The sequence below is a fragment of the Streptomyces sp. NPDC047079 genome (assembly GCF_040643755.1).
GTDB lineage: Bacteria > Actinomycetota > Actinomycetes > Streptomycetales > Streptomycetaceae > Streptomyces.
In genome coordinates this window covers 184469-209501 of the sequence record NZ_JBEYUZ010000009.1, presented here as the reverse complement: position 1 = coordinate 209501, position 25033 = coordinate 184469, and the positions used below count along the sequence as shown (strand labels likewise).

Annotated in this window: 27 protein-coding genes and 1 riboswitch; of the genes, 2 read left to right on the top strand and 25 right to left on the bottom strand. The window is 70.1% G+C overall.

Annotated elements, in window-relative coordinates; all coding sequences use genetic code 11:
• The 3 genes from ABZ823_RS15360 to rlmN all read right to left on the bottom strand — a co-directional run bounded on the left by ABZ823_RS15360 (position 1) and on the right by rlmN (position 4055).
• Complete coding sequence (locus ABZ823_RS15360; protein WP_361659198.1) at positions 1-1665, bottom strand: iron ABC transporter permease; 1665 nt, start codon at positions 1663-1665, stop codon at positions 1-3.
• Positions 1641-2720 (bottom strand): thiamine ABC transporter substrate-binding protein, encoded by a 1080-nt coding sequence (locus tag ABZ823_RS15355; RefSeq protein WP_361659340.1) that lies wholly within the window; start codon positions 2718-2720, stop codon positions 1641-1643. The genes ABZ823_RS15360 and ABZ823_RS15355 overlap by 25 nt, the downstream gene beginning before the upstream one ends.
• Positions 2721-2805: 85 nt before the next feature.
• Positions 2806-2911: riboswitch (TPP riboswitch) on the bottom strand.
• Positions 2912-2948: 37 nt separating this feature from the next.
• Positions 2949-4055: a 23S rRNA (adenine(2503)-C(2))-methyltransferase RlmN gene (rlmN, locus tag ABZ823_RS15350; RefSeq protein WP_361659195.1), complete on the bottom strand. Its 1107-nt coding sequence runs from the start codon at positions 4053-4055 to the stop codon at positions 2949-2951.
• Between the two features lie 580 nt (positions 4056-4635).
• Here rlmN and ABZ823_RS15345 point away from each other — a divergent pair.
• A complete protein-coding gene (locus tag ABZ823_RS15345; RefSeq protein ID WP_361659192.1) occupies positions 4636-5622 on the top strand; it encodes an NAD-dependent epimerase/dehydratase family protein in 987 nt (328 codons plus the stop codon).
• A 403-nt stretch (positions 5623-6025) separates the two neighbouring features.
• On the opposite strand, the gene ABZ823_RS15340 is transcribed toward ABZ823_RS15345, so the two are convergent.
• The 5 genes from ABZ823_RS15340 to rpsB form a co-directional block, all read right to left on the bottom strand.
• Positions 6026-7147 carry a phosphatidate cytidylyltransferase gene (locus ABZ823_RS15340; RefSeq protein WP_361659189.1) on the bottom strand — a complete coding sequence of 374 codons (1122 nt, stop codon included), beginning with the start codon at positions 7145-7147 and terminating at the stop codon, positions 6026-6028.
• Entirely contained in the window at positions 7147-7704 is a 558-nt protein-coding gene (gene frr, locus ABZ823_RS15335; RefSeq protein WP_361659186.1) for a ribosome recycling factor, read from the bottom strand. Before frr ends, ABZ823_RS15340 begins: the two co-directional genes overlap by 1 nt.
• A gap of 166 nt (positions 7705-7870) precedes the next feature.
• Positions 7871-8629, bottom strand: a complete 759-nt coding sequence (pyrH, locus tag ABZ823_RS15330; protein ID WP_361659184.1) for a UMP kinase — start codon at positions 8627-8629, stop codon at positions 7871-7873.
• Positions 8630-8836: 207 nt separating this feature from the next.
• Positions 8837-9673: a translation elongation factor Ts gene (gene tsf / locus ABZ823_RS15325; RefSeq protein ID WP_361659181.1), complete on the bottom strand. Its 837-nt coding sequence runs from the start codon at positions 9671-9673 to the stop codon at positions 8837-8839.
• Positions 9674-9840: 167 nt separating this feature from the next.
• Positions 9841-10734: a 30S ribosomal protein S2 gene (rpsB, locus tag ABZ823_RS15320; RefSeq protein WP_361659178.1), complete on the bottom strand. Its 894-nt coding sequence runs from the start codon at positions 10732-10734 to the stop codon at positions 9841-9843.
• A gap of 274 nt (positions 10735-11008) precedes the next feature.
• Here rpsB and ABZ823_RS15315 point away from each other — a divergent pair, with 274 nt between their 5' ends.
• Positions 11009-11635, top strand: coding sequence for a M23 family metallopeptidase (locus tag ABZ823_RS15315; RefSeq protein WP_361659175.1), 627 nt, complete (start codon positions 11009-11011; stop codon positions 11633-11635).
• A gap of 52 nt (positions 11636-11687) precedes the next feature.
• Here ABZ823_RS15315 and ABZ823_RS15310 read toward each other — a convergent pair whose 3' ends face one another.
• From ABZ823_RS15310 to ABZ823_RS15230, 17 genes are all read right to left on the bottom strand, one after another.
• Positions 11688-12245, bottom strand: a complete 558-nt coding sequence (locus ABZ823_RS15310) for a helix-turn-helix domain-containing protein (protein ID WP_361659337.1) — start codon at positions 12243-12245, stop codon at positions 11688-11690.
• Positions 12246-12413: 168 nt separating this feature from the next.
• Complete coding sequence (gene whiG / locus ABZ823_RS15305) at positions 12414-13256, bottom strand: RNA polymerase sigma factor WhiG (protein WP_361659172.1); 843 nt, start codon at positions 13254-13256, stop codon at positions 12414-12416.
• Positions 13257-13526: 270 nt separating this feature from the next.
• Entirely contained in the window at positions 13527-14687 is a 1161-nt protein-coding gene (gene dprA / locus ABZ823_RS15300) for a DNA-processing protein DprA (RefSeq protein ID WP_361659169.1), read from the bottom strand.
• A complete protein-coding gene (locus tag ABZ823_RS15295; RefSeq protein ID WP_361659167.1) occupies positions 14684-16306 on the bottom strand; it encodes a YifB family Mg chelatase-like AAA ATPase in 1623 nt (540 codons plus the stop codon). Before ABZ823_RS15295 ends, dprA begins: the two co-directional genes overlap by 4 nt.
• A complete protein-coding gene (locus tag ABZ823_RS15290; RefSeq protein ID WP_361659164.1) occupies positions 16306-16707 on the bottom strand; it encodes a YraN family protein in 402 nt (133 codons plus the stop codon). The genes ABZ823_RS15295 and ABZ823_RS15290 overlap by 1 nt, the downstream gene beginning before the upstream one ends.
• Positions 16708-16795: 88 nt before the next feature.
• On the bottom strand, positions 16796-17104 hold the full coding sequence (locus tag ABZ823_RS15285) for a DUF2469 domain-containing protein (protein ID WP_008745401.1): 309 nt from the start codon (positions 17102-17104) through the stop codon (positions 16796-16798).
• A gap of 56 nt (positions 17105-17160) precedes the next feature.
• Positions 17161-17643: an NUDIX hydrolase gene (locus ABZ823_RS15280; protein WP_361659335.1), complete on the bottom strand. Its 483-nt coding sequence runs from the start codon at positions 17641-17643 to the stop codon at positions 17161-17163.
• Between the two features lie 112 nt (positions 17644-17755).
• Positions 17756-18502, bottom strand: coding sequence for a signal peptidase I (lepB, locus tag ABZ823_RS15275; protein ID WP_361659161.1), 747 nt, complete (start codon positions 18500-18502; stop codon positions 17756-17758).
• A 78-nt stretch (positions 18503-18580) separates the two neighbouring features.
• Positions 18581-19537 carry a signal peptidase I gene (gene lepB, locus ABZ823_RS15270; RefSeq protein ID WP_361659159.1) on the bottom strand — a complete coding sequence of 319 codons (957 nt, stop codon included), beginning with the start codon at positions 19535-19537 and terminating at the stop codon, positions 18581-18583.
• Positions 19422-20510: a signal peptidase I gene (lepB, locus tag ABZ823_RS15265; RefSeq protein WP_361659156.1), complete on the bottom strand. Its 1089-nt coding sequence runs from the start codon at positions 20508-20510 to the stop codon at positions 19422-19424. The genes lepB (ABZ823_RS15270) and lepB (ABZ823_RS15265) overlap by 116 nt, the downstream gene beginning before the upstream one ends.
• On the bottom strand, positions 20503-21243 hold the full coding sequence (gene lepB, locus ABZ823_RS15260) for a signal peptidase I (RefSeq protein ID WP_361659152.1): 741 nt from the start codon (positions 21241-21243) through the stop codon (positions 20503-20505). Before lepB (ABZ823_RS15260) ends, lepB (ABZ823_RS15265) begins: the two co-directional genes overlap by 8 nt.
• Before the next feature lie 45 nt (positions 21244-21288).
• Entirely contained in the window at positions 21289-21639 is a 351-nt protein-coding gene (gene rplS, locus ABZ823_RS15255; RefSeq protein ID WP_361659149.1) for a 50S ribosomal protein L19, read from the bottom strand.
• 135 nt (positions 21640-21774) lie between these two features.
• Positions 21775-22608: a tRNA (guanosine(37)-N1)-methyltransferase TrmD gene (gene trmD, locus ABZ823_RS15250; RefSeq protein ID WP_361659145.1), complete on the bottom strand. Its 834-nt coding sequence runs from the start codon at positions 22606-22608 to the stop codon at positions 21775-21777.
• Positions 22608-23150 carry a ribosome maturation factor RimM gene (gene rimM / locus ABZ823_RS15245; RefSeq protein WP_361659142.1) on the bottom strand — a complete coding sequence of 181 codons (543 nt, stop codon included), beginning with the start codon at positions 23148-23150 and terminating at the stop codon, positions 22608-22610. Before rimM ends, trmD begins: the two co-directional genes overlap by 1 nt.
• An 83-nt stretch (positions 23151-23233) precedes the next feature.
• On the bottom strand, positions 23234-23473 hold the full coding sequence (locus ABZ823_RS15240) for an RNA-binding protein (protein WP_003973401.1): 240 nt from the start codon (positions 23471-23473) through the stop codon (positions 23234-23236).
• A 2-nt stretch (positions 23474-23475) separates the two neighbouring features.
• Positions 23476-23895, bottom strand: a complete 420-nt coding sequence (gene rpsP, locus ABZ823_RS15235; RefSeq protein ID WP_361659139.1) for a 30S ribosomal protein S16 — start codon at positions 23893-23895, stop codon at positions 23476-23478.
• Between the two features lie 310 nt (positions 23896-24205).
• Positions 24206-24802, bottom strand: coding sequence for a hypothetical protein (locus tag ABZ823_RS15230; RefSeq protein ID WP_361659136.1), 597 nt, complete (start codon positions 24800-24802; stop codon positions 24206-24208).
• Positions 24803-25033 lie beyond the last annotated feature (231 nt).

Genomic DNA, 25033 nt, shown 5'->3' with positions numbered 1-25033 from the left:
TCAGAACTCCCCCGTCCGATCGGTCCGCAGGCTCTCCAGGACCAGCAGCGCCACCGCGCACACCACCATCAGAATCGTCGAAAGGGCCATCGCCTGGCCGTAGTTGAGGTCACCGGGCCGTGCGAGCAGGCGTGCCACCGCGACCGGCAGCGTCGGGTTGTCGGGCCGGGCGATGAACACCGTCGCCCCGAACTCGCCGAGCGACACCGCGAACGCGAACCCGGCCGCGATCAGCAGCGCCCGCCGTACGATCGGCAGGTCGACCTCACGCCACACCCGCCACGGCGAGGCGCCGAGCACCGCGGCCGCCTCCCTCAGCCGCTCGTCCACGGCCCTCAGCACGGGCAGCATGGTGCGTACGACGAAGGGGGCGCCCACCAGCGCCTGCGCGAGCGGTACCAGGATCCAGGAGCCGCGCAGGTCCAGCGGCGGCCGGTCGAGAGAGATCAGGAACCCGAAGCCGACGGTCACGGCGGACACCCCCAGCGGCAGCATCAGCAGCGCGTCGAAGCCCCGTACCAGACGGCCTGCGTCCCGGCGGGCGAGGGCCCCTGCGGCGAGTGAGCCGATCAGCACGGCGATGAGCGTGGCGACGACGGCGTACGCGAGCGAGTTGCCGATCGCGTGGACGGGCGCGACGAGGAAGGTGCCGCCGTCCGCGTGCGTCAGTGCCTTGTAGTACGTGAGCCCGGGCGCGTCCAGCGACCGCCCGACCAGTACGGCGAGCGGCAGGACGAGCAGGACGGCGACGGTGGTGAGGACCGACCCGAGCAGCGCCCACTGGGCCGCCCCGCGCGGTCTGCGCGCCGTGCGGGACGCGTCGACCAGCCGCAGCGCGCTCTCCCGGCGGCGCACGGTCCAGGCGTGCACCACGAGGATCGCGCCGACCGCCAGGAACTGAATGATCGTCAGCACGGCGGCCGTGGACAGGTCGAAGATCTCCGAGGTCTGCCGGTAGATCTCCACTTCCAGCGTGGAGAAGGTGGGGCCGCCCAGGATCTGCACCACACCGAACGAGGTGAACGTGAACAAAAAGACCATGAGGGCGGCGGCGGCCACGGCCGGGCCCAGGGCGGGCAGCGTCACCGTCCGCCAGGCGGTGACGCGGGAGGCGCCGAGTACCCGTGCGGCCTCCTCCTGACGCGGGTCGAGCTGCGCCCACAGGCCGCCGACCGTGCGGACGACGACCGCGTAGTTGAAGAAGACATGGGCGAGCAGGATGGCCCACACGCTCGTGTCGAGCCGGACGCCCCACAGGTCGTCGAGGAGTCCGCCGCGGCCGACGAGGGCCAGGAAGGCCGTGCCGACGACGACCGTGGGCAGCACGAACGGCACGGTGACGACCGCGCGGAGCAACTGCTTGCCGGGGAAGTCCAGGCGGGCGAAGACGTAGGCGCCGGGCATCGCCACCAGCAGGGTCAGGGCGGTGGAGGCGAGAGCCTGCCAGGTCGTGAACCACAGCACATGCCGGATGTCGGACTGTGCGAGCACCTCCGCGACGCGGCCGGGGCGCCACACCCCGTCGACGCGCAGACCGCGCGTGACGATCGCGGCGACGGGGTAGGCGAAGAAGACCGCGAAGAACACGGCCGGCAGGGCCATGAGCCCGAACCGCGCCGCGCCGCCCCGGCTCCTCGGGGCTACTTCAGTACGAGCGACGTCCACGACCTGACCCACTGGTCACGGTTGGCGGCGATGTCCGCCGGGGCCATGGTCGCGGGGTCCTTGGCCGCGGGCCCGTACTCGGTGAACTCGGCGGGCACCGGCGCGCCCTGCACGACCGGGTAGACGTACATGTTGAGCGGCATGTCCTCCTGGAACCTCCTGCTGATCAGGAAGTCGAGGAAGGCCTTGGCGCCCTTGGGGTTGTGGGCGTTGCTCAGCAGACCCGCGAACTCGATCTGGCGGAAGCAGGTCCCGGTCGCGACGCCGGTCGGCGCGGTGTCGGGCCGCGGCTTGGCGTAGACGACCTCGGCGGGCGGCGAGGAGGCGTAGGAGACGACGAGCGGCCGGTCACCCCCCGCCTTCCTGCCGGCGGCCGAACCGGAGAACTCCTGCTCGTAGGCCTGCTGCCAGTCGTCGACCACCTTCACGCCGTTGTCCTTGAGCTTCTTCCAGTAGCCCTGCCAGCCGGTGTCTCCGTACGCGGCGGCGGTGCCGAGGAGGAAGCCGAGGCCCGGCGAGGACGTGGAGACGTTCTCGGTGACGAGGAGGTTCTTGTAGGCGGGCTTGGTGAGGTCGTCGAAGGAGGCCGGCGGGGCGAGCCTGTGGTCGGCGAAGTACTTCTTGTCATAGTTGACGCAGATGTCGCCGTAGTCGACGGGCGTCACCCGGTGCTTGTCCTTGTCCAGCTGGTACTGCGCGCCGACCCGGTCGAGTCCCTTGGCCGCGTACGGCTGGAACAGACCGTTGTCGAGGGCCCGGGACAGCAGTGTGTTGTCGACGCCGAAGAAGACGTCGCCCTGCGGATTGTCCTTGGTGAGGATCGCCTTGTTGACGGCCTGGCCCGCGTCGCCGTCGGTGAGGACCCTGACCCGGTAGCCGGACTCCTTCTCGAACGCCGCGATGACGCTCTTGGAGGCGGCCCACGAGTTGTGGCTGACGAGGGTCACGGTCTTGGAGTCGCCACCGCTCCCGTCGGTGGAGCCGGACGATCCGCACGCGGACAGCGTGACCAGGCCCAGCCCGACGGCGACGGCCGCGAACTGCCTTGCGGTGATGCTCACTGAATTCCTCCTGGAGGTGACCAGGAAGAGACGCGGCCCTGCCCGGGAACCCTGAAGAGTCCCGGGCAGGGCGCAACAGCTCGAGTGAAGACCGAACTCCCTACCCAGAATGACCTGGGCGAGGTTCAGAGGGTCTGCGGGCTCTCCCGCACTCTCAGCGCTGTGGCGCTCCCCTGTCGGAATATGAAGATATGGACTATGACGGTATGGACGGGCTTCAGACTACCGCTCGGTGGCCGCCAGCTGGCCACACGCTCCGTCGATCTCCTGGCCCCGGGTGTCCCGGATGGTCACCGGCACCCCATGGGCGGCGATCGCCTCGACGAACGCCTTCTCGTCCTCGGGCCGTGACGCGGTCCACTTGGAGCCGGGCGTCGGATTGAGCGGGATCAGATTGACGTGGACGGGCTTGCCCTTGAGCAGCCGGCCGAGCCGGTCGCCGCGCCACGCCTGGTCGTTGATGTCCCGGATCAGGGCGTACTCGATGGACAGCCGGCGCCCGGACTTCTCGACGTACTCGAACCCGGCGTCGAGAACCTCGCGCACCTTCCACCGCGTGTTGACGGGCACGAGGGTGTCGCGCAGTTCGTCGTCCGGCGCGTGCAGGGAGATGGCCAGGCGGCACTTGAAGCCCTCGTCGGCGAAGCGGTGGATGGCCGGCACCAGCCCGACGGTCGACACGGTGATCCCGCGCTGCGAGAGCCCGAGCCCGTCCGGCGCGGGATCGGTGAGCGCGCGGATGGCGCCGACGACCCGCTTGTAGTTGGCGAGGGGCTCGCCCATGCCCATGAAGACGATGTTCGACAGCCGCGCCGGTCCGCCGGGGATCTCGCCGTCGCGCAGCGCCCGCATGCCGTCCACGATCTGGTGCACGATCTCCGCGGTGGACAGGTTGCGGTCCAGACCTGCCTGACCGGTGGCGCAGAAGGGGCAGTTCATGCCGCAGCCCGCCTGGGAGCTGATGCACATGGTGACCCGGTCGGGATAGCGCATCAGCACTGACTCCACGAGGGTCCCGTCGAACAGCCGCCACAGCGTCTTGCGGGTCGTGGCCTGGTCGGTCGACAGATGCCGCACGACGGTCATCAGCTCGGGGAGCAGCGCCTCCTGGAGCTTGGGGCGCGAGGGGGCGGGGATGTCGGTCCACTGCTCCGGGTCGTGCGAGTACCGCGCGAAGTAGTGCTGCGAGAGCTGCTTGGCGCGGAACGGCTTCTCACCGACCGCGGCGACCGCCTCCTTGCGCTCGGCGGGCGTGAGATCGGCAAGATGCCGCGGCGGGGTCTTGGCTCCGCGCGGCGCGACGAAAGTGAGTTCTCCGGGCTTAGGCATGGCTCAACCAGTGTCGCAGATCCAGTTGTGTGACCTGCGGCTGTCACTCACTACGACTGTCGTTAGTAGTGGCCACCGGTCACTGCCAAGCGGCCTCGGACGGCCCGGGGACGGCCCGGGGACGGCCCAGGGGCGATCACGCATCGGCTGGCCGCCACTCGCCGAGCCGCACCCTGACCTGGTGGTATGGGCGTGCCAGAAGACCTCACCCATGACGAAGGCCCCGAGTGCGGGCAGGTCCATCCCGGCGTGACGTGCTCGGTGACCTCCGGCCGCCCGGCAAGGGTTCGATCGATCCCGTCAGCGGCTGCCGCCACCGCCGGTCAGCCGGTCAGCCGGTCAGCCGGTCAGCCGGTCAGCCGGTCAGCCGGTCAGCCGGTCAGCCGGTCAGCCGGGAGATGGTGCGTTCGATGACCCAGCAGCGTCGCCCTAGTACTGCAGTGCGACTTCGTGGTCGGGTGTTTGGATGCCTCGGCGGGTCGCCGTTACTGCCCGAGGGTCGAGATCGATCTGACGGCTGACCATCTGCTGTCAGCGAATCCGCCTCGCCGGGCGGTGATCCCCGTGCTTGTGTGTCGGTATGGAGATCCTGGTTCTGGGCGGAACGGCATGGGTGGCTCGGGAGCTGTCGCGGCAGGCGATCGAACGCGGCCATCGGGTGACCTGCCTCGCGCGTGGCGAGAGCGGAGAAGTCGCGGACGGAGCGACACTGTTCGCCGCCGACCGGCGCGATCCGTCGGCGTACGATCCCCTGCTCGACCGGGTATGGGACGCGGTCGTCGAGGTGTCATGGCAGCCGGGCTTCGTTCGTGGAGCGCTCGACGTGCTGGGCAGCAAGGCCGGGCACTGGGTGTATGTCTCGTCCGGCAACGCCTACGCCTCCCACGCCACGCTGGGGGCAGATGAGTCCGCGACCCTGCTCGCCCCGACCGATCGGAGCGAGGTCGACAAGGAGTTGTACGGCGAGGCGAAGGTCGCCTGCGAGCAGGCGTCCACGGCCGCTGTGGGCGACCGCCTCCTCATCGCACGAGCCGGGCTCATCGGCGGCCCGGGCGATCACAGCGGGCGTTCCGGCTACTGGGTCGCCCGCGCCGCACGCGATCCACGAGGGCCGATGCTGGTCCCCGACACACCGGCCATGCCCACCCAGGTGGTCGACGTGCGGGACCTCACCTCCTGGCTGCTCGACTCCGCGGAGACGGGAACCACCGGCACATACAACGCTGTCGGCCCGGTCGTTCCGTTCGAAGAGTGGATCGAGCTGTCCCGCGCCGTCGGCGGGCACACCGGTCCGGTGGTCACCGCCGAATCGGCGTGGCTGCTCGCCAACGGCGTGGCCCAGTACATGGGGCCCGAATCGCTGGCGATGTGGCTGGTTGAGCCGGGCTGGGAAGGGTGGTCGGCCCGGGACGGGTCCTCGGCGCGCGCCGCGGGGCTGCGTCACCGGCCCCCGGCGGAGATGCTGGCCGACACACTGCGCTGGGAACGCGAACAGGGGCTGGACCGGGAAAGGCGCGCAGGCCTCAGCGCGCAGCGCGAGCGTGAGTTGCTCGACGCCCTCGGCTGACGGCGCTGGACCGGTCTCGCACACCCGAGCGTCTCTGCAGGCGCCTTCCGTTCCGACTTCCCGATCTCGTGGTGGGCCCGGCCCAGCGCTGGCGCGCGATGTTCGACCAGGTTATGGCCCGAATCGCAGGCCGGTTCGGGCGAGTTGAGCCCCGGGCCGCGGCCCGGGGTGCTTTCGCTCGTCCCGCAGCAGCGGACGGTTCCTGTGGTGGCTCCTTCTGCCGCGGAGTCGGCCGAGCAGGTGCCCGCGGTGGTGGCGTCAGAGGCGGCTGAGCTGCCGGATCCGTCCGGGCCCCAGCGGCGAGGGCCCGGCAGCCTGGCCGCCGACAGTGAGGGGCTCGCCGTCCTGTGGACGACGAGCCCCTCCGGCCGGACAGCGGAACCAGCGCCGCGGGAGTCGACCGTCAGCCGTTCCCGACGAAGAGAACGAGCAGCAGCCAGACCACCGGAGCGGTGGGCAGCAGGGAGTCGAGACGGTCCATGATGCCGCCGTGCCCCGGCAGCAGTGTGCCCATGTCCTTGATGCCCAGATCACGCTTGATCATGGACTCGCCCAGATCGCCCAGCGTGGCGCTCGCGGCGACGGCGAGACCCAGCAGCAGGCCCTGCCACCACAGGCCGCCGTCGATCAGGTACTGCATGCACAGCGCGCCCGCCCCCATGGCGAAGACCACCGCCCCGACGAGGCCCTCACGGGTTTTGCCGGGGCTGATGCGCGGGGCGAGCTTGTGCCTGCCGAACCGCCAGCCCACCGCGTAGGCACCCGTGTCACTGACGACCGTCAGGAGCAGGAAGGTCAGAACGCGCTTCGGGCCGTCGTCGGCCGTCAGCATCATGGCGACGAACGTCGCCAGGAACGGCACGTAGAAAGCCGCGAAGAGACCCGCCGTGACGTCCTTGAGATAGCCGGCCGGTGGTTCCGTCATCCGCCAGACCAGGACCGCGAGCGCGGTGAACGCCATCGCCACCCAGGCGCCCTCGGCACCCCGCACATACCCGGCGACGACCATCGCCGCACCGCCCAGCGCGAGCGGCACGAGGGGCGCCTTGATGCCCTTGCGCTCCTCCAGCCGCTTCGTCAGCTCCCACAGCCCCACCACGACGGCGACCGCTACGACGCCGACGAACACGGCCTTGACGATGAACAACGACACGACGATCACGACGCCGAGTCCGACACCGACCCCTATGGCAGCACCCAGGTCACGGCCCGCGCTTTTCTTCTGCGGGGCGGGTGCCGGGTACGGGGCGTCGGGCATGGGCTCCGGATTCTGCGAGGCCGCCCAGTGGGACGGCGGCGGCGTCTGGTCGCGGAACAAGGGGCCGCTCAGCCGAGCGGCCCCCCGGTCGTCATCCTGGTCTCCGCCTTGTGCGGGCACGTCGGGCACGATGGGCATGGGGCGAGTTTGCTGGGCGTCATGCGCATCGTACGCAGGACCCGCCGGGCCGGTCCGACCGACCGGTCCCTCGTCGGCGGGCCCCCAGTACCCGGTCTGTGGCGGCGCCCCCCAGGAAGAGTCGTTCATCAGACCTCGAGCAGCTCCGCTTCCTTGTGCTTGAGCAGCTCGTCCACCTGAGCGACGTACTTCGCGGTGGTGTCGTCGAGCTCCTTCTCCGCACGGCGGCCCTCGTCCTCGCCGACCTCGCCGTCCTTGACCAGCTTGTCGATGGCGTCCTTGGCCTTGCGGCGGACCGAGCGAATCGCGACCTTGGCGTCCTCGCCCTTGCTCTTGGCCACCTTGATGTACTCGCGGCGGCGCTCCTCGGTGAGCTCGGGGAACACCACGCGGATGATGTTGCCGTCATTGCTGGGGTTGACGCCGAGGTCGGAGTCGCGGATCGCCTGCTCGATGTTGCGCAGCGCGCTCTTGTCGAACGGCGTCACCACGGCCATGCGCGGCTCCGGCACCGAGAACGAGGCCAGCTGGTTGATCGGCGTCGGTGCGCCGTAGTAGTCGGCCACGATCTTGTTGAACATCGCCGGGTGCGCACGCCCGGTGCGGATCGCGGCGAAGTCCTCCTTGGCGACCACGACGGCCTTCTCCATCTTCTCCTCGGCCTCGAGGAGGGTCTCTTCGATCACCACTTGCTCCTGCGTGTCTTGAGTAGGCCCGGCAGCTGTTACTCGTCGGTCCGCGGCCGGCTGCGTCGCGTCTTATTCCTGCACGGTTCCGGACCGGCAGGTCATTGTCCATCCCCCGGCCAGGGTCCGTCGCCCCGACGGGCACCCCGGACGGGTCGGCGTCCGGTCAGTCCCGGCTGCCTTGGTCACCCACGAGTGTGCCGATCTTCTCACCCTTGACGGCCCGTGCGATATTGCCCTCCGCCAGGAGCTCGAAGACCAGGATGGGCAGTTTGTTGTCCCGGCACAGCGTGATAGCGGTCATGTCGGCGACCTTGAGGTCCCGGGTGATGACCTCGCCGTAGCTGAGCCAGTCGAACTTGACGGCCTCCGGGTTGGTCTTCGGGTCGGAGTCGTAGACCCCGTCGACGCCGTTCTTGCCCATGAGCAGCGCCTCGGCGTCGATCTCGAGGGCCCGCTGGGCGGCGGTCGTGTCGGTCGAGAAGTACGGCATGCCCATACCGGCGCCGAAGATGACCACGCGGCCCTTCTCCAAGTGGCGCACGGCACGCAACGGGATGTACGGCTCGGCGACCTGGCCCATGGTGATGGCTGTCTGCACGCGCGAGTCGATGCCCTCCTTCTCCAGGAAGTCCTGGAGGGCGAGGCAGTTCATGACCGTGCCGAGCATGCCCATGTAGTCGGAGCGGGCCCGGTCCATGCCGCGCTGCTGGAGTTCGGCGCCGCGGAAGAAGTTGCCACCGCCGATGACGACGGCGATCTGGGATCCGTCGCGCACCACGGCCGCGATCTCACGGGCGATGGCATGCACCACGTCCGGGTCGACGCCGAGTCCGGTGCCGCCGGAGAACGCCTCTCCGGACAGTTTCAGCAGAAACCGGCCGCGTACTTTCCCGTCGTCGCTCTTCTCGGCCTTGGTGGTCATGGAGATCCCGCCTCTTTTACGTGTCGCACATACGAAGAAGGCCATTGCCGGTGGGGCGTGTTTCGCATCCCATTCGCGGCAATGGCCTCCTCGTCAGATCTGCTGTCGTCCGTCACGCGCGCGTACGGGACGGCACACGCGCCTGACACGGACGACTGCTTTCGACTGTCGACCCTATCCGGGTCTCCTGTCGAACGCGGTACGGACTCAGATGCCGACCTTGATGCGCGTGAAGCGCTTCAGGGTGACACCCGCCTCGTCCAGAACCTTCTGGACGGACTTCTTGTTGTCCAGCGCATACGGCTGGCCGAGCAGCGTGGCGTCCTTGAAGAAGCCGTTCAGACGACCCTCGACGATCTTGGCGATCGCGGCCTCGGGCTTGCCCTCTGCGCGGGTGGTCTCCTCGGCGATGCGGCGCTCGGACTCGACGACCTCGGCCGGCACGTCCTCCTTGGAGAGGTACTTCGGCGCGAAGGCGGCGATGTGCTGGGCGACGCCCTTGGCCACCTCGGCGTCGGGCTTGTCGAGCTCGACGAGGACACCGATCTGCGGCGGCAGGTCCGGCATCGTGCGGTGCATGTAGGCCGTCACGAAGCCGCCGGAGTACTGCGCGAAGCGGTCCAGGACGATCTTCTCACCGAGGTTGGCGTTGGCCTCGTCCACGAACGCCTGAACGGTCTTGCCGGGCTCGATCTCGGAGGCGAGCAGGGCCTCGAGGTCGGCCGGGGAGGTCTTCGCGACGTGCTCGGCGATCGCCTGGGCGGCGGCCTGGAACTTGTCGCCCTTGGCGACGAAGTCCGTCTCGCACTTCAGCTCGACGAGGACGCCGGAGGAGTTGTCGTCGGCGATGATGGAGACCACGGCGCCGTTCTCGGCGGAGCGGCCCTCACGCTTGGCGACGCCCTTCTGGCCCTTGATGCGGAGCGCCTCGACGGCCTTCTCGACGTTGCCCTCGGCCTCGTCCAGCGCCTTCTTGCAGTCCATCATGCCGGCGCCGGTGAGCTCACGGAGCTTCTTGACGTCGGCGGCGGTGTAATTCGCCATGATCTGTGAATCTCTTCTCGGAGTTCGAAGTCTCGAAGTCGGCGGCCACCGCGGCTCGGGCGCGGGTCCGCCAAAGATACGGGCTACGAAGATCTAAGGGCTGCGGGTGAACGGCGGGTGGCGCGGTTGGCGCCACCCACCCTCACATCAGCGGAACGGACCTGAGGTCAGGCCTGCTCACCCTCGGCGGCGGCCGGAGCCTCAGCGGCCTCGGCCGGAGCCTCAGCGGCCTCGGCCGGAGCCTCAGCGGCCTCGGCGGCCGGGGCGGCCTCTTCGGTGTCGGCCTTCTTCTCGCCCTCGAGCAGGTCGCGCTCCCACTCGGCGAGCGGCTCGCCCGCGGCCTTCTCGCCCTTGCCCTCGGCGGCGACGCCGGAACGGGCGATGAGACCCTCGGCGACCGCGTCGGCGATCACACGGGTAAGCAGGGTGACGGAGCGGATCGCGTCGTCGTTGCCCGGGATCTTGTAGTCGACCTCGTCGGGGTCGCAGTTGGTGTCGAGGATCGCGACAACCGGGATGTTGAGCTTACGGGCCTCACCGACCGCGATGTGCTCCTTCTTGGTGTCCACGATCCAGACGGCGCTCGGCACCTTCTGCATCTCGCGGATACCACCGAGGGTCTTCTCCAGCTTGGCCTTCTCGCGGGAGAGGACCAGGAGCTCCTTCTTCGTCAGACCGGAGGAGGCGACGTCCTCGAAGTCGATCTGCTCGAGCTCCTTGAGGCGCTGCAGACGCTTGTAGACGGTCGAGAAGTTGGTGAGCATGCCACCAAGCCAGCGCTGGTTCACGTACGGCATGCCGACGCGGGTGGCCTGCTCGGCGATGGCCTCCTGCGCCTGCTTCTTCGTGCCGACGAACATGACCGTACCGCCGTGGGCGACGGTCTCCTTGACGAACTCGTAGGCGCGGTCGATGTACGACAGCGACTGGAGCAGGTCGATGATGTAGATGCCGTTGCGCTCGGTGAAGATGAAGCGCTTCATCTTCGGGTTCCAGCGACGGGTCTGGTGACCGAAGTGGACGCCGCTCTCCAGCAGCTCCCGCATCGTGACGACGGCCATGGCCGTTCTCCTTGAGTTTTCTCGGTTGTGCCGCGGGTACCGGGATGGCACTCGCGCCTGACGCCCGCGATGCGCCGTGCCACTGAGGACCGAGGAGCGCTGACACCGGCCTCATGAGGGCCTGGTGCCGGGGCGTGCGAAGTCGACCCGGTGACCCGGATCGCCACAAGAAGTGTACGGGACCCGCGGAGCGGGGGGTGACGCGCCTGTCCACAACGAGGCAGTTGTCCACAGATCCCGGCCATGATCGCCCGGCGTGCGGCACGGTACTCCCATGCGAGCTGAACGAATGCCGCGGTGGTGGCCCGCGGCGCTGCTGCTGGCCGCGATGGGCGTGTCGGCGCCCGTCGCCTGGGTGGGTCCCCGGGCCCCCGTGGCGTGGGCGGGCGTGCCGCCCCGCGCGGATCCGGCGCCCGCCGGCCCACCGGCCCCCGACCGGGCGGTACCGGCCGTCGCCCGTCTGTGGCCGGTCGGCGTCCACCCGCCGGTCGTACGGGGCTGGGAGCCCCCGGCGACGCCGTACGGGCCGGGCCACCGGGGCGTCGACCTGGCGGCGGGGCCGGGCGATCCGGTGCGCACGGTGGCGGCCGGCCGGGTCGCCTTCGCGGGGCGGGTGGCGGGCCGTGGCGTGGTCTCCGTGGAGCTGACGGGAACGGGCGCGCCACCGCTGCGGACGACATACGAGCCGGTACGGGCGTCGGTGCGCACGGGCGACACGGTCCGGCCGGGCGATGTCCTGGGAGTGCTGGAACCGCCGACCGCCCACTGCGCGGGACCATGCCTGCACTGGGGGCTGCGCAGCGGGGAGACATACCTGGATCCGCTGACTCTGCTGCCACCGTGGCTGCTGCGCGCGGGGCCGTCGCGGCTGTTGCGGGTGGAGGGGGTGTTGTTGCCGTAGCCGGGGGGTGGGGCGGGAGGGGGGAGGGGAGGGGGAGGGCCCCGGGGCGGAGTCAGCCCCGGACGCCCCGCAGGGCCATGGCGACCGCCGCCTCGGTGATGGCGGCCGGGTCCTCCGCGGCTCCCAGCTCGATGCGCCGCACCGCAGCGTCGACCACGCCCTGGAGCAGCATCGCCGTCAGCCGGGGCTCGTCGTGTCCCATGGCGCCGAGCGTGTCGGCGATCATCGTCACCAGGCCGCCGTGCGCGGCGCGGATCTTCTCACGGGCACCGGCGTCCAGTTCGCTCGCCGAGATGGCGACCACGGCCCGGTGCCGCCGGTCCCCCACCAGTGCAAGCTGGCGCCGCACATACGCCTCGATCTTCGCTTCCGGGCCGTCCGCCGCGGCCATGGCCGCCTCGACCTCCGCGGCCCAGACGGGGAAGTCGACGGCGCACAGTTCCTCGACGACGGCGGCGCGGGAGCGGAAGTACTCGTACACGGAGGAGCGCGCGAGGCCGGTGCGCTCGGCGAGGGCCGGGAAGGTCAGCGCCTCCGTGCCGCCCTCGGACAGGAGGGACCGGGCCGCGTCCAGCAGGGCGGCTCGCTGCATCGACCGGTGCTCGGCCACGGAGGCCGCTCGAATCCTTGGCACGTCAACCACTGTACGGACGGAGCGCCGCCCGCGGGAGCCACCCACCTGTGCGCGCCGCCCACCTGGGCCACTCGTGCCGTGTGCGCGGGTGCCGGGGTCCGTGCGCGGGCGCACGTCACCGGGAAGGGCACGCGCCGTTGCGTGTCAGCGGCCGAAGCCGGCCAGTTTGGCGCGTAGCTGGAGGACCGACTTGGTGTGGATCTGGCTCACGCGGCTCTCGGTCACGCCGAGCACATTGCCGATCTCGGCGAGTGTGAGTCCTTCGTAGTAGTAGAGCGTCACCACGGTCTTCTCCCGTTCGGGCAGTGTGTTGATCGCTCGGGCGAGGAACCGTCGCAGTTCGCGGTCCTCGGCCACTTCCACCGGATTGTCCGCCGCGGTGTCCTCGAGGGTGTCCATGAGGCTGAGCCGGTTGCCGCCCTCGCCGCCGACGTGCAGCAGTTCTTCCAGGGCCACCACGTTCGCCAGTGACAGCTGGCTGAAGACGGCGTGGAGTTCCTCGACACCGATGCCCATCTCGGCGGCCACCTCGCCCTCGGAGGGGGTCCGCCGCAGCCGTGCCTCGAGGGTGGCGTACGCCCGTTCCACGCTGCGGGCTTTCTGCCGCACCGACCGGGGGATCCAGTCCAGCGCCCGCAGCTCGTCGATCATCGCGCCACGGATCCGGGTGATGGCGTACGTCTCGAACTTGATCTCCCGGTCGATGTCGAACTTCTCGATCGCGTCGATCAGCCCGAAGACCCCGGAGGACACGAAGTCCGCCTGCTCCACATTGGCCGGCAGGCCCACGCTCACCCGCCCCGCCACGTACTTCACCAACGGTGAGTAGTGCAGGATCAGCTGCTCCCGCAACCGCTCGTCTCCCGTCTCCTTGTACGACCGCCACAGCTCGTCGAGTGTCGAGGGAGCGGGCGGGCGCACGCTGCCGCCGTCACGGGCGGCTGGGGGATGCGCCGCCCGGTCGGACCCGGAGGTGTGCTGGGGCATTCGTCGCCTTGTGCCGTTCTGCCGTGGACTGGGGATGCCTGGGTGAGCTGTCGGTCTGATGTCGAGATGCCTTCTGAGTCGGGATCCTCGTGAGCGTAGCGTGACTGCGGTGTCGCAGTGTGCGAAGGGTGAAGCGTCACCCGTGCGCGAAGGCGTCCGGTGGGGCCCCAACCGCGGCCGGGGCCGTCGCCGTGAGTGATCGCCGGAAAGGGTCAACTGGTGGAATTGCCAAGGGCGTCGGGGGTCGCCCGGACGGCCGAACACGCTCGGTCAACACTGACCGTGATCTTGTCGGACCGAGGTCACCGCCTGGCGTGTCAACTTCCAGCCATCGCCATGTCGTTCGACGAATCCAAGTGATCGGAGTTCGTACAGTCTCCCGACCGCGTCGTCCTCGCTGGTCTGCGCGCCGCGAGCGACCTCGCCCGCTGATGCGGTGCCGCGTCCGGGCAGCGCTGCCAGTACGCGCCGGGCGGCCGGTTCCAGTAGGTCTCGGGGGAGCACGGGGCCGCGCCGTTGCGGTGCCAGCTCCCCCATTTCGCCGACCAGTTCGATGACTTCCGCGGCGTCCGTGACCAGCACCGTTTGGTCGCGGAGCAGTTCGTGGACCCCCGCGGACAGTGCGCTGGTGGCGGGGCCCGGCACTCCCATGGTGTGGCGGCCGAGCCGCTGTGCCGCGCGCGCCGTGGCCAGCGAGCCGCTGCGGTGGGCGGCCTCGACGACCACGGTGCCGCGGGTGAGCGCCGCGATGACGCGGTTGCGCACGATGAATCTGCTGGGTGTCGGGTGGTCGCCGGGCGGCAGTTCCCCGATCACCAGGCCCTGCTCGGCGATCCTGGTGATCAGCCCGGTGTGGCCGCGGGGGTAGGGCCGGTCGACTCCGCAGGCCAGTACGGCGACGGTGGCGCCTGCGGCGCCGAGCGCTCCGCGGTGGGCCGCCCCGTCGATGCCGTAGGCGCCGCCCGACACCACGACCCAGCCGCGCTCGGCGAGTCCGGCGGCGAGGGTGGTCGCCATGTGGGCGCCGTACTCGGTGCAGGCTCGGGCGCCGACGATCGCGACGGATCGCAGGGCCCACAGTCTCAGGCTGGGGTGCCCGCGCACCCACAGTCCGACGGGCCGGGCGTCTTCGAGGTCGTCGAGCTGTGCGGGCCATTCGGGGCCCCCTGGGCTGAGGAACCTCAGCCCTGCCTCGCGGGCCGCCGCCCAGTCGCGGTGCGGCGCGGCCTGCGCGGCCCGCGCCAGCAGTCCCGCCCACCGCTGCTGGGACACCCCCGGCAGCCGCGCTCCTGCGTCCCGCAGCCGCCGGACCACTTCCTCGACCCCGAACTCCCGCAACCAGCGGCCTGCCACCTCGTCGCCGGGCTCGACGACCCGGGTGAGGAAGATCCGGGCGAGGCGTTCGCCTTCCGGGGCGTCGTCTTCGTTCATGCCGATGCCCCGATGGTCATCGGCACGCCCCGGGGAACCCCGGTGCGCAGTTGCAGCGCGAGGGCGACGTCCGTGGCGTCGGGCCGTGTGTGGCCGACGAGGTCCGCGACGGTCCAGGCGACGCGCAGGACGCGGTCCAGTCCCCGGGCGGTCAGCACGCCGCGTTCCAGACTGCGCTCGGCCTCGTCCATGGCGCCGCCGGCGGTATGCCAGCGGTTGCGCAGCTCCCGGCCCGGTACTTCGCTGTTGGTCCGCCAGGGGGTGCCGGCCAGCCGGGCGGCCGCTCTCTGGCGGGCGTCTTGCACCCGGGCGGCCACCGTCGCGGTGGATTCGGCGGTGGCGCGCCCGGTGAGCTGGGCGCGGGTGACGGTATCCACTTCGACGCGGAGGTCGACCCGGTCCAGGAGCGGTCCGGAAAGGCGGGCCTGATAGCGGCGGATCGCGGAGGGCGGGCACTCGCATCGGGTGTCGCGCTGCGAGAAGCGGCCGCAGGGGCACGGGTTGGCGGCGAGCACCATCAGGAATTTCGCCGGGAACCGTACGACGCCCGCGCTGCGGGCGATCACGACGTGTCCGGCTTCCAGGGGTTGGCGCAGCGCGTCGAGGGCCCGGCTGTTGAACTCGGGTGTCTCGTCCAGGAAGAGGACCCCTCGGTGGGAGAGCGACACGGCGCCGGGACGGGCGATGCCGGGGCCGCCGCCCACGAGTGCCTGCATGGTGGCCGAGTGGTGCGGGGCGCAGTAGGGGGCGATGTCGATGAGGGGTTTGCCCGCTGGGAGCAGTCCCGCCACCGAGTGCACCGCGGTGACCTCGAGCGATTCCTCCCGGGTGAGTTTGGGCAGGATGGCGGGCAGTCGTTCGGCGAGCATCGTCTTCCCGGCGCCGGGCGGACCTTCGAGGAACAGGTGGTGTCCGCCCGCTGCCGCCACTTCCACCGCTGTGCGGGCGGAGATCTGGCCGACGACGTCGGCGAGGTCGTGCCCCTGGTCGTGGGGGGCGGCGTGGGCGCTGTGCATGCCGGTGGCCGCGCCCGTGCCGGGTGCGCGCAGGCCGGCGAGGAGCGGGTCGGGGCGGCCCTGTTCGTCCGGCTCCTCCTCGGGCACGGGTTCGTCCGTGAGGATCGCGATCAGCTGGCGGAGGCTGCGGACGCCGAGCACGGACACGCCGGGTACGAGTGTGGCTTCGGCGGCCGCGCACTCGGGGACCACCACCTGCTCGTATCCCGCGTCCGCCGCGGCCAGTACGGCGGGCAGGACGCCCCGCACGGGGCGGACCCGTCCGTCCAGGCCCAGCTCTCCGATCATCACGATGTCGGCGAGTACGCGTGGGTCGATCCGTTCGCAGGCGCCGAGGACCGCGCTGGCGATGGCCAGGTCGAAGCCGCTGCCGGCCTTCGGTACCGACGCCGGGCTGAGGCCCACCGTGAGTTTCTTGGACGGCCAGGTCCCGCCCGAGTTCACCACGGCTGCCCGGACCCGGTCGCGGCTCTCCGTCAGGCTCTTGTCGGGGAGGCCCACCAGGGTGAAGGTGGCCACGCCGGGTTCGAGGTCTGCCTGGACTTCGACCACCACTCCCTCGACGCCGACCAGCGCCACGGAGCACGTGCGCGCGAAGCCCATCAGGCCACCCCTCGCGCGTGCTCGACCACGGCTGCGCCGCGTTCGGGCAGGAGGACGCCGACGACGTCGACGCGCACTCCGCCCGGTGGTGCGCCGCCGTGGCCCTGGATCCAGTGCTCGGCGAGGTCGCGCAGCCGGTCCGCCTTCGCCGGTGTGATGGCGGCCATGGGGTGCTGGAAGGAGCCGCCTCTGCGGGTCTTGACCTCGCAGATCACCAGTACGTCGCCGTCCGTGGCGACGATGTCGATCTCACCACTGCGGCCATGGCGCCAGTTGCGCTCCAGGACCGTCATTCCGGCCTCGGTCAGCCGCCGGGCGGCCAGTTCCTCGCCGTACCTGCCGATTGCACTGCGTGCCTGATGTGTGTTCATGTCGGCACCACCTCCGGCGCCAACCGTCACGCATCCGGCGTCCCGCTGTGGATCTTGGTGGACAGACCGGTAGTTGTGGACAACTCCGTCACCCTCAGGGGTGAGGAGTGGTGGTCCGTCAACCGCCGGGCAGTTCCAGATCGGTCTTGTTCAGCTCCTCAATGTTCACGTCCTTGAATGTGAGGACGCGTACCTGTTTGACGAAGCGTGCGGGCCTGTACATGTCCCAGACCCAGGCGTCCGCCATCGAGACCTCGAAAAACACCTCTCCCTGGACCGAGTGCACCTGCATCTCGTAGTCGTTTGTGAGGTAGAAGCGCCGCTCGGTCTCGATCACATATTTGAACAGACCGACGACATCGCGGTACTCCCGGTAGAGCTTCAGCTCCATCTCGGTCTCGTACTTCTCGAGGTCCTCGGCGCTCATGGCATGTTCCCCTTCAGCCGTGCGGTCCCACCATTGTGCGCCAGTCTCGTGGGCCTCTAGACGATTTCGGTGTCGAGGACCTCGGGACTGGCCGGGGGACCTTCGTCGAGCAGCCTGCGGAGCAGCTCGGCGAGTCTCGTCGGATACACCGTCTCATGCGACTCGGCCAGTTCCCGGCACGTCCACCACCGTGCTCCTGCGACACTGCGCTTTTCCAGCTCCGTCAGGCCCTGCGCGGTCGTGGCGGTGGCCGTCCGGGTGGTGCGGGCCAGGTAGTACCACTCGTCCTGGTTCCAGCGGCGGCCGGCGAACGGGAAGGAGCAGGTGCGCCGCCACAGCACCGGGCCCAGTTCGACATCCGTGATGCCGGTCTCCTCGGCCAGCTCGCGCAGTGCGGCCTGCTCGCGTGTCTCCACGCCCTCCACGCCGCCCCCCGGGGTGAACCACCAGTCGTCGGCCGGGTCGTCCGGCTCGTGCCCGTGCAGCAGCAGGATGCGGTCCCCGGGATCCAGGAGCACCACCCGGGCCACCTTGCGCAGCCCGCCCTGGCCCGCGAAGGGTTCCTGCGGCTCGTACCGCCCGCACTGCCCGTAGGGCTCGTCCGGGGACCCGTACGGCTCGTCCGGGGTGGGGAGGGACGGCGGTGGCGCCTCAGCGGACACCGGCCGGCTCCCCGCGTGCTGCGCCGGCGCGCTTGCGGACCGCGCGATGGGCGATCGGCCCGTACGCGCCGCCCGCCATCACCAGCACCGCGCCCGCCACGATCGTGCCGAGGATCGGCCGCAGCGGCCCCGGCGAGGAGATCGGGCCCAGCTCCTCGAAGCCGGTCGGGCGGTCCAGCATGCCGTTCATCGGCCATACGACGGCGTCCACGCGGGCGTCCACCGCGTCGCGCGCCACCGTGCCGCTGAAGGCCTCCGTCAGGTGGGCCGTGGAGTCCAGGGAGCCGCTGCGTTCGTCACCGAGCATGAACAGCCGGTCCTTCGGGACCGTGAGCGTGGGGATCTTCCTGAACTCGGCGACCTGCCCCTCGGCCAGGTACGACTCGTGGATCTCCTTGTTGTCGACGGTCAGCCTGCCATCGGTGCAGCAGGCGATGGTGTCGCCGCCGACCGCCACGACCCGCTTGACCATGGGCATGTCGCCCCAGCTCTTCTGCCGGAAGACGACGACGTCGCCGCGCTTGATGTCGGCGCTGTCGACACGCTGGGCGAGGACCCGGTCACCGGCGACGATGGTGGGCGACATGGAGTCGGTCGGCACGGTGTAGGGCTTGTAGACGATCGCACCCCAGACGAACCCGCCGAGGAAGACCACACAGCCGAGGGCCACGGCCAGCCCCGACAGCGTGCTGCCGAGCCGTCCGCGGCCCTCTTGCGTACGACCAGTCCCGCTCATCCCAGTGCTCCCCAGGTCGGAGATTCGATTCCCGCGGCCACCCGGGGCCGCGGAAGATCGGCGATCTGGGACGGCACCCTACCCGGCGGTACCGCCACCGGGAACCCGAGCGTTTTCGGCGGTAAGGCGCGCGGTGAGGCGGCGCCTGCGCCACAGGACCAGCGGAAGGGCACCCGTCAGTCCGAGTGCCGCGGGAGCCGTCACGTCCAGGCCCTGGTCGAAGGTGTCGGGGATCGGCAGCGTGTTCCAGCGGGTGGGCGGCCAGGCGACCACGATGGCGCGGCCCACGACGTTCCCGACCGGCACGAAGCCCTGGTACCTGTCCTGCTGGTGGTACCGGGAGTCCAGGGAGTTCTGCCGGTGATCGCCCATGACCCAGATTCTGCCCGGGGGGACCGTGACCCTGAACTGGCCGCCCTGGTCGTCGACGCTGCACGGGGTGTTGCCCGGGTACACGTACGGCTCGTTGAGCGGCTTGCCGTTGACCATCAGAGGGCCGGTGTTCCTGCACTCGATGGTGTCCCCGGCGACACCGATCACCCGCTTGATGAGGTCCTTCTCCTCCGCGGACGGCATCAGGCCGATCCAGCTCAGGGCCGTCTGGAGGGCGTTCGGGTTCGTGGTGGGCTCGCCCGCCAGCCAGTTGTCCGGGTCGTGGAAGACGACGACCTCGCCGCGGGTGGGCTGGGAACCGAACCAGGGGGTCAGCTTGTCCACCAGGACGCGGTCGCCCTGCTGAAGGGTGTTCTGCATCGAGTCCGAGGGGATCGAGAACGCCTGCACCAGGAACGTCTTGATCAGCAGCGCTAGGACCAGCGCAATGCCGATGAGGAGCGGAAGTTCCTTCCAGAAGGAGCGCTGCTGCGGGGGCCGGCGGGTCTGTCCGCCGCCGTCCTGGGTCCCACCTCCGTCCGAGGGGTCACTCCCGGAGCCGCTGGGGTCGTGCGCGGCCGGGGCAGCCGCCTCGTCGGGTCGCTGCGGCCTCTCTTCGGGACCTTCGTGTCCGGACCGTGCGCCGACCGCCAAATCCCCCACATCCACTCCTCACTCCGTACCGCCGCCGGCGCCTCAGTCGGCGCAGGCCCACCACTCCCATAACGAGCGGGAGTTCCGCAGGGCTCGGGAGGGGGATCAATCCGTATCGATCCGCGGAGGCCACCCTATGCGACGGACCGAGCGCGGCGGTCGACCCGCTCGGCACGGACGCGTAAGTGTCTGGTTCCCTCAGACGCGTCCAGTGCCCGACGGGCCAGGCGATGACCATGGCGCGGCCGACTACGGACTTCTCGGACACGGTACCGCCGAACTTCTCCGTGCGGTGGTAGCGGGAGTCGGCCGAGTTGGCCCGGTGATCGCCCATGACCCACAGGCGGCCCGGGGGCACGGTCACGGAGAAGGAGAAGTCCGAAGGTTTGTTGTCCGGGTGAATGTACGGCTCGTTCAGGGGCATGCCGTTGACGGTGACGCGGCCCTGGGTGTCACAGCACTTGACCGTGTCCCCGCCGACCGCGACGACCCGCTTGATGAGGTCCTTGTCGTTGTCGGAGGGCAGCAGGCCTATCCAGGTGAGCCCTTCCTTGACCTGCTTGACGACGACCGGGTCGTTCTTCTTGGTCGTCTTCTCGCCTGCGAGCCAGTTCCCGGGGTCCCGGAAGACGACGACGTCGCCTCGCTGCGGCTTGGAGCCGAACCAGGGGGTCAGCTTGTCCACGAGGACGCGGTCGCCGATCTGGATCGTGTTCTCCATGGAACCCGACGGGATCACGAAAGCCTGCACCAGGAAGGTCTTCAGGACCAGTGCTATGAGGACGGCGACGCCGACGAGGAGGGGTATCTCCTTGACCGCGGAACGCCTTCTCTTGCGCTTGACCTTGCGCTGGAGCTTGCGCCGCTCGGCGCGGCTGCGCCCGGTGGGGCCGCTGCCGGCAGCGCGCCGCGCGCCGGTGGGCAGGAGGTTCTGCGTGGCGGTGTCGGACTGCAGGCCGCGCGGTTTGCCGCGGTTACCCATGGGCGCCGTCCGTCTTCACCGGTGCGCTCGTCTCCCTGGCGGGTACGCGCGTGTAGGCGCCGGGACGGTGCAGGCGCCGGAAGTCCGCGGAGGGCCAGAGCACCCAGTCGGCCTTGCCGATCACGGCATCGAGCGGGACCATGCCGCCACCCGGTGAGCCCAGGTGGTCGCGGGAGTCACTGGAGTCGCTGCGGTGGTCGCCGAGCACGAAGAGCGTGCCGGCGGGCACGACGACGTCGAAGGGGACGTCGGACGGGCTGTTCCCCGGGTACAGAAACGACGACTCGTCGACCGACCGGCCGTTCACCTCGAGTCTCCCCTCCCTGTCGCAGCAGACCACATGGTCTCCCCCCACACCGACTACCCGCTTGATGTAGTCGGCGCTCCCGAAGTATCCGGTGCCGTCGAACACGACGACATCTCCCCGCTGCGGTTTCGAACCGAAACGGTACGCCAACTTATTTACGAGCACGCGGTCCCCAACCCTCAATCCGCGTTCCATCGAACCGCTGGGGATGTCGAAGGGCTGTACGACCCATGTGCTGAGGGCGAGCAGGAAGAGCAGGCAGGCCAGCACGGTCAGGGTGATCCGTCCGCCGGGCAGCCGGTCGGCGATCCGGGACACCGACGCGAAGCGCGACCGTCCCTCCGTACCCGGTGTGTCCGAGGTGTCCTCGGAGTCTGCGGGGTGGGAGGAGCGGTCGCGCTCCGTGTGCTGTGCTTCGGTGTCCATCGGGGCCAGATGCTATCCGGCCCCGCTTCGGACCCCGGGAGGCGCTCAGTTCTCGCGCTTCTCCTTGATCTTCGCCGCCTTGCCGCGCAGCTCGCGCAGGTAGTACAGCTTGGCGCGGCGCACGTCACCCTTGGTGACCAGCTCGATCTTCTCGACGATCGGAGTGTGCACCGGGAAGGTGCGCTCGACGCCGACGGAGAAGGAGACCTTGCGGACCGTGAAGGTCTCGCGCACGCCGGAACCCTGGCGACGGATCACCACGCCCTTGAACTGCTGCACACGGGAGCGGTTGCCCTCGATGACGCGGACGTGGACGTTGACGGTGTCACCGGGGCGGAAGGCCGGGAGGTCGCTGCGCAGCGACGCGGCGTCGACGGAGTCGAGCAGGTGAGACATTTCGTCTGCTTTCTTCGCCAATGCCACAGGTCATCGGCGGGAGGTAGTTTTTCGGTAAGAGTCGCCGGCCGGGTCGGGGCGGGCGTCGTGTCCCCCTGTGGCAGGGGCGCGCGCCGGACCGCGGACAACAGCCGCCTATTCTTCCACGACGCTGGTCCTGCGCCAAAATCGGCCGTGCGGCGCGCCCTCCGGGTCCGGGGCCCAGCCCAGGATGGAGAGCATCTCGCGGTCCTTCTTGTCGAAGGCCGAGGGCTCGCAGCGCTCTATCAGATCGGGCCGGTTGGCCGTGGTGCGCTTGAGGGCCTCGTCCCGGCGCCAGCGGGCGATCCTGCCGTGGTGGCCGCTGAGCAGCACGTCCGGGATCTCGCGCCCGCGCCAGGCCGGCGGCTTGGTGTAGACGGGCCCCTCCAGGAGGTTCGCCATCGCGCCGGGCGCGAAGGAGTCGTCCCGGTGGGACTCGGCGTTCCCGAGGACGCCGGGCAGCAGCCGGGCCACCGCTTCCGTGATGACGAGTACGGCCGCCTCGCCACCGGCGAGGACGTAGTCGCCGATGGACACCTCGTACACGGGTATGCGGGTCGCGTACTCGTCGATGACGCGGCGGTCGATGCCCTCGTAGCGGGCGGGGGTGAAGATCAGCCAGGGGCGCTCGGAGAGTTCGACGGCGAGCTTCTGGGTGAAGGGGCGGCCGCTGGGCGTCGGGACGATCAGCGCCGGAGCCTGGGACCCGGACTCGTAGCCGTCGGCGAGGACGCAGTCCAGGGCGTCGCCCCAGGGTTCGGTCTTCATGACCATGCCGGGGCCGCCGCCGTACGGAGTGTCGTCGACGGTGTTGTGCCGGTCGTACGTCCAGGACCGCAGGTCGTGCAGGTGCACGTCGAGCTGTCCACGCGCACGTGCCTTGCCGACGAGGGAGACGTTCAGCGGCTCCAGGTACTCGGGGAAGATCGTGACGACGTCGAGCCGCATCACGCCTCGTTTCGCGGGGAGGCGATCTCGGCCCGGTCGTCGATCAGCCCGGGCGGCGGGTCGATGACCGCCCGCTGCTCCTCCAGGTCGATCTCGGTGACGATCTCCGCGACGAACGGGATCAGCACCTCGGTCCCGTCCGCACGCTCCACCACGAACAGGTCCTGCGAGGACAGGTGCGCGATCTCGGTGATGCGGCCCACCTCGGCGCCGTCCTTCGTGACGACGTCGAGGTCGATGAGTTGGTGGTCGTAGTACTCGTCCTCGCCCTCGGGGAGCTCGTCCGGGTCGACGTCGGCGATCAGCAGGGTGTTGCGGAGAGCCTCGGCGGCGTTGCGGTCGGTCACGCCTTCGAACCGCAGGAGCAGGTTGCCGCTGTGCACCCGGCCGGTTTCGATGGTGAGCGGCCCCGTGGAGGCGGGATCGGTGGCGAGTACGGCGCCGGGCGCGAGCCTGAGCTCCGGCTCGTCGGTACGTACTTCCACGGTGACCTCGCCCCTGATGCCGTGGGCGCGGCCGATCCGTGCGACTACCAGCTGCACTTGTGAAGATCTCCTGTCGTGACGACTACGGGCCGGGGACGGCCCAGTGGCCCTCCCCGGCCCGAGCCGGTGCTGCGTTGCGTTCAGCGGACGTGGTCCACGTCGACGAGGTCGACGCGGACACCGCGGCCGCCGATGGCGCCCACGACGGTGCGCAGGGCGCGTGCGGTGCGGCCGTTGCGGCCGATCACCTTGCCAAGGTCGTCCGGGTGGACCCGGACCTCGAGCACCCGCCCGCGCCGCAGGTTGCGCGAGGCCACCTGCACATCGTCAGGGTTGTCGACGATGCCCTTCACGAGGTGCTCGAGAGCCTCCTCGAGCATGCTCAGGCCTCGGTCGACTCGGACTCAGCCGTGGCCTCGTCCTTCTTCTCGGCCTTCTTCTTCTGGGTGATCGCCTCACCCTTGCCCTCGTCGTCACCGGCGAGCGCCTCGAACGACGGACGCGCGGCCTTGGGCTGGGCCACCAGCAGCGGCGCCGGGGCGGGCTCACCCTTGAACTTCTGCCAGTCGCCGGTCTTCTTCAGGATGGCGAGCACGGGCTCGGTCGGCTGGGCGCCGACACCGAGCCAGTACGCCACGCGCTCGGCGTCGACCTCGATGACCGACGGGTTGTACGTCGGGTGGTACTTGCCGATCTCCTCGATCGCCCGGCCGTCACGGCGGGTGCGGGAGTCGGCGACGACGATGCGGTAGTGAGGCGAACGGATCTTGCCCAGACGCTTCAGCTTGATCTTGACTGCCACGGGAGTGGGTTCTCCTGGATTTGACGTGGTTGGGCACGGCGAGACTGCCGCGTGGGGTTGCGGTACCCGAGTGCCCGATGGACGCGTCAGCCGGAGGAGAGAGGGGTCCTGTGCGGCTGTCGAGTACAGCTAGCCATTCTGCCACATCTCGAGGGGCGCACTGAGCCGAGGGGCTCGCGCGCATGCGGGCATGACGAAGGAGCACCCGGCGCCGGGCTCCCCTGGGCATGAGTCATGCCACCCGGCGCTCACTGGGTGATGTCGTCCCCGCGGACGGAGCCGAGCACGGCTGCCACGAGCAGCCGTCCGTTCAGCTCGCAGCCGCCCCCACCGGCTCGGGGATGCGGAACGGCTTGCCGCAGCCACCGCACATGATCGGTGCCTGGGCCAGCACCGACGGGACGACGCGGACGTTGCGGCCGCAGTCGCAGACCGCCTTGACCCGGACGCCGCCTCCGGAGGAACCGTGCCGTGCGGCCGGGCCTCGGAAGGTGCGGGCCGTGTCCGCGGCCGTCGCCGCCGAGTGGGCCTTCAGCGCGCGCTGGAGCCGTTCCATGGTCGGGCGGTAGCGCCGCTTCGCCTCGGGGCTGAGCGTCACCAGGGAGAAGCCGCTGCTCGGGTGCGGTTCCTCCGGGTGGTCCAGGCCCAGCTCCTCGGCGATCGCGAGGAATCTGCGGTTGTGGTAGCGGCCGGCACGGGAGGTGTCGCGTACTCCGCGGGCGGCGGCGATGCCGTGGACTGCTTCATGGAGCAGTCGCTCGAATGAGAGTTCGTGCCCGCAGGCGGACGACGACTCTCCGATCAGGGACTCCGGCGCGGCGAGATCCGGCAGTTCAGGGTGGTGCCGTTGAATGTCGGCCCACGCCTGTGCCAGCTCTGCGGCGAGAACAGGTGGTGTCGTGCTCACGTAATGACAACGAGCCTGGGGGCCCCCGTGTTCCTATTCCGGGGCATCCCAAATAATTTGCACGTACCCGTCAGTTGCCGCTGATGCGTCCTGACGAGGGCGGGTGCGCTGATCTGCGGAGAAGCCTCACAGCTCCTACCAAGCCGGTGCGTAGTGACGCGTACGGCCCGGCGCGTAGACGAAGTCCACGCGCCGGGGCGCCTGGTCACTGCGGATGCGCAAGAGGCGTTT

Excerpts from the sequence above, each read along its gene's own strand:
- whiG (WP_361659172.1), bottom strand. The coding sequence starts at position 13,256 with ATGCCCCAGCACACCTCCGGGTCCGACCGGGCGGCGCATCCCCCAGCC.
- dprA (WP_361659169.1), bottom strand. The coding sequence starts at position 14,687 with ATGAACGAAGACGACGCCCCGGAAGGCGAACGCCTCGCCCGGATCTTC.
- ABZ823_RS15240 (WP_003973401.1), bottom strand. The coding sequence starts at position 23,473 with ATGCTCGAGGAGGCTCTCGAGCACCTCGTGAAGGGCATCGTCGACAAC.
- ABZ823_RS15345 (WP_361659192.1), top strand. The coding sequence starts at position 4,636 with ATGGAGATCCTGGTTCTGGGCGGAACGGCATGGGTGGCTCGGGAGCTG.
- rlmN (WP_361659195.1), bottom strand. The coding sequence starts at position 4,055 with ATGCCTAAGCCCGGAGAACTCACTTTCGTCGCGCCGCGCGGAGCCAAG.
- ABZ823_RS15340 (WP_361659189.1), bottom strand. The coding sequence starts at position 7,147 with ATGAACGACTCTTCCTGGGGGGCGCCGCCACAGACCGGGTACTGGGGG.
- ABZ823_RS15315 (WP_361659175.1), top strand. The coding sequence starts at position 11,009 with ATGCGAGCTGAACGAATGCCGCGGTGGTGGCCCGCGGCGCTGCTGCTG.
- ABZ823_RS15295 (WP_361659167.1), bottom strand. The coding sequence starts at position 16,306 with ATGGGCTTCGCGCGCACGTGCTCCGTGGCGCTGGTCGGCGTCGAGGGA.
- pyrH (WP_361659184.1), bottom strand. The coding sequence starts at position 8,629 with ATGACCACCAAGGCCGAGAAGAGCGACGACGGGAAAGTACGCGGCCGG.
- ABZ823_RS15285 (WP_008745401.1), bottom strand. The coding sequence starts at position 17,104 with ATGAGCGCCGAGGACCTCGAGAAGTACGAGACCGAGATGGAGCTGAAG.
- rplS (WP_361659149.1), bottom strand. The coding sequence starts at position 21,639 with ATGTCTCACCTGCTCGACTCCGTCGACGCCGCGTCGCTGCGCAGCGAC.
- tsf (WP_361659181.1), bottom strand. The coding sequence starts at position 9,673 with ATGGCGAATTACACCGCCGCCGACGTCAAGAAGCTCCGTGAGCTCACC.
- lepB (WP_361659156.1), bottom strand. The coding sequence starts at position 20,510 with ATGGGTAACCGCGGCAAACCGCGCGGCCTGCAGTCCGACACCGCCACG.
- lepB (WP_361659152.1), bottom strand. The coding sequence starts at position 21,243 with ATGGACACCGAAGCACAGCACACGGAGCGCGACCGCTCCTCCCACCCC.
- rpsB (WP_361659178.1), bottom strand. The coding sequence starts at position 10,734 with ATGGCCGTCGTCACGATGCGGGAGCTGCTGGAGAGCGGCGTCCACTTC.
- trmD (WP_361659145.1), bottom strand. The coding sequence starts at position 22,608 with ATGCGGCTCGACGTCGTCACGATCTTCCCCGAGTACCTGGAGCCGCTG.
- lepB (WP_361659161.1), bottom strand. The coding sequence starts at position 18,502 with ATGAGCGGGACTGGTCGTACGCAAGAGGGCCGCGGACGGCTCGGCAGC.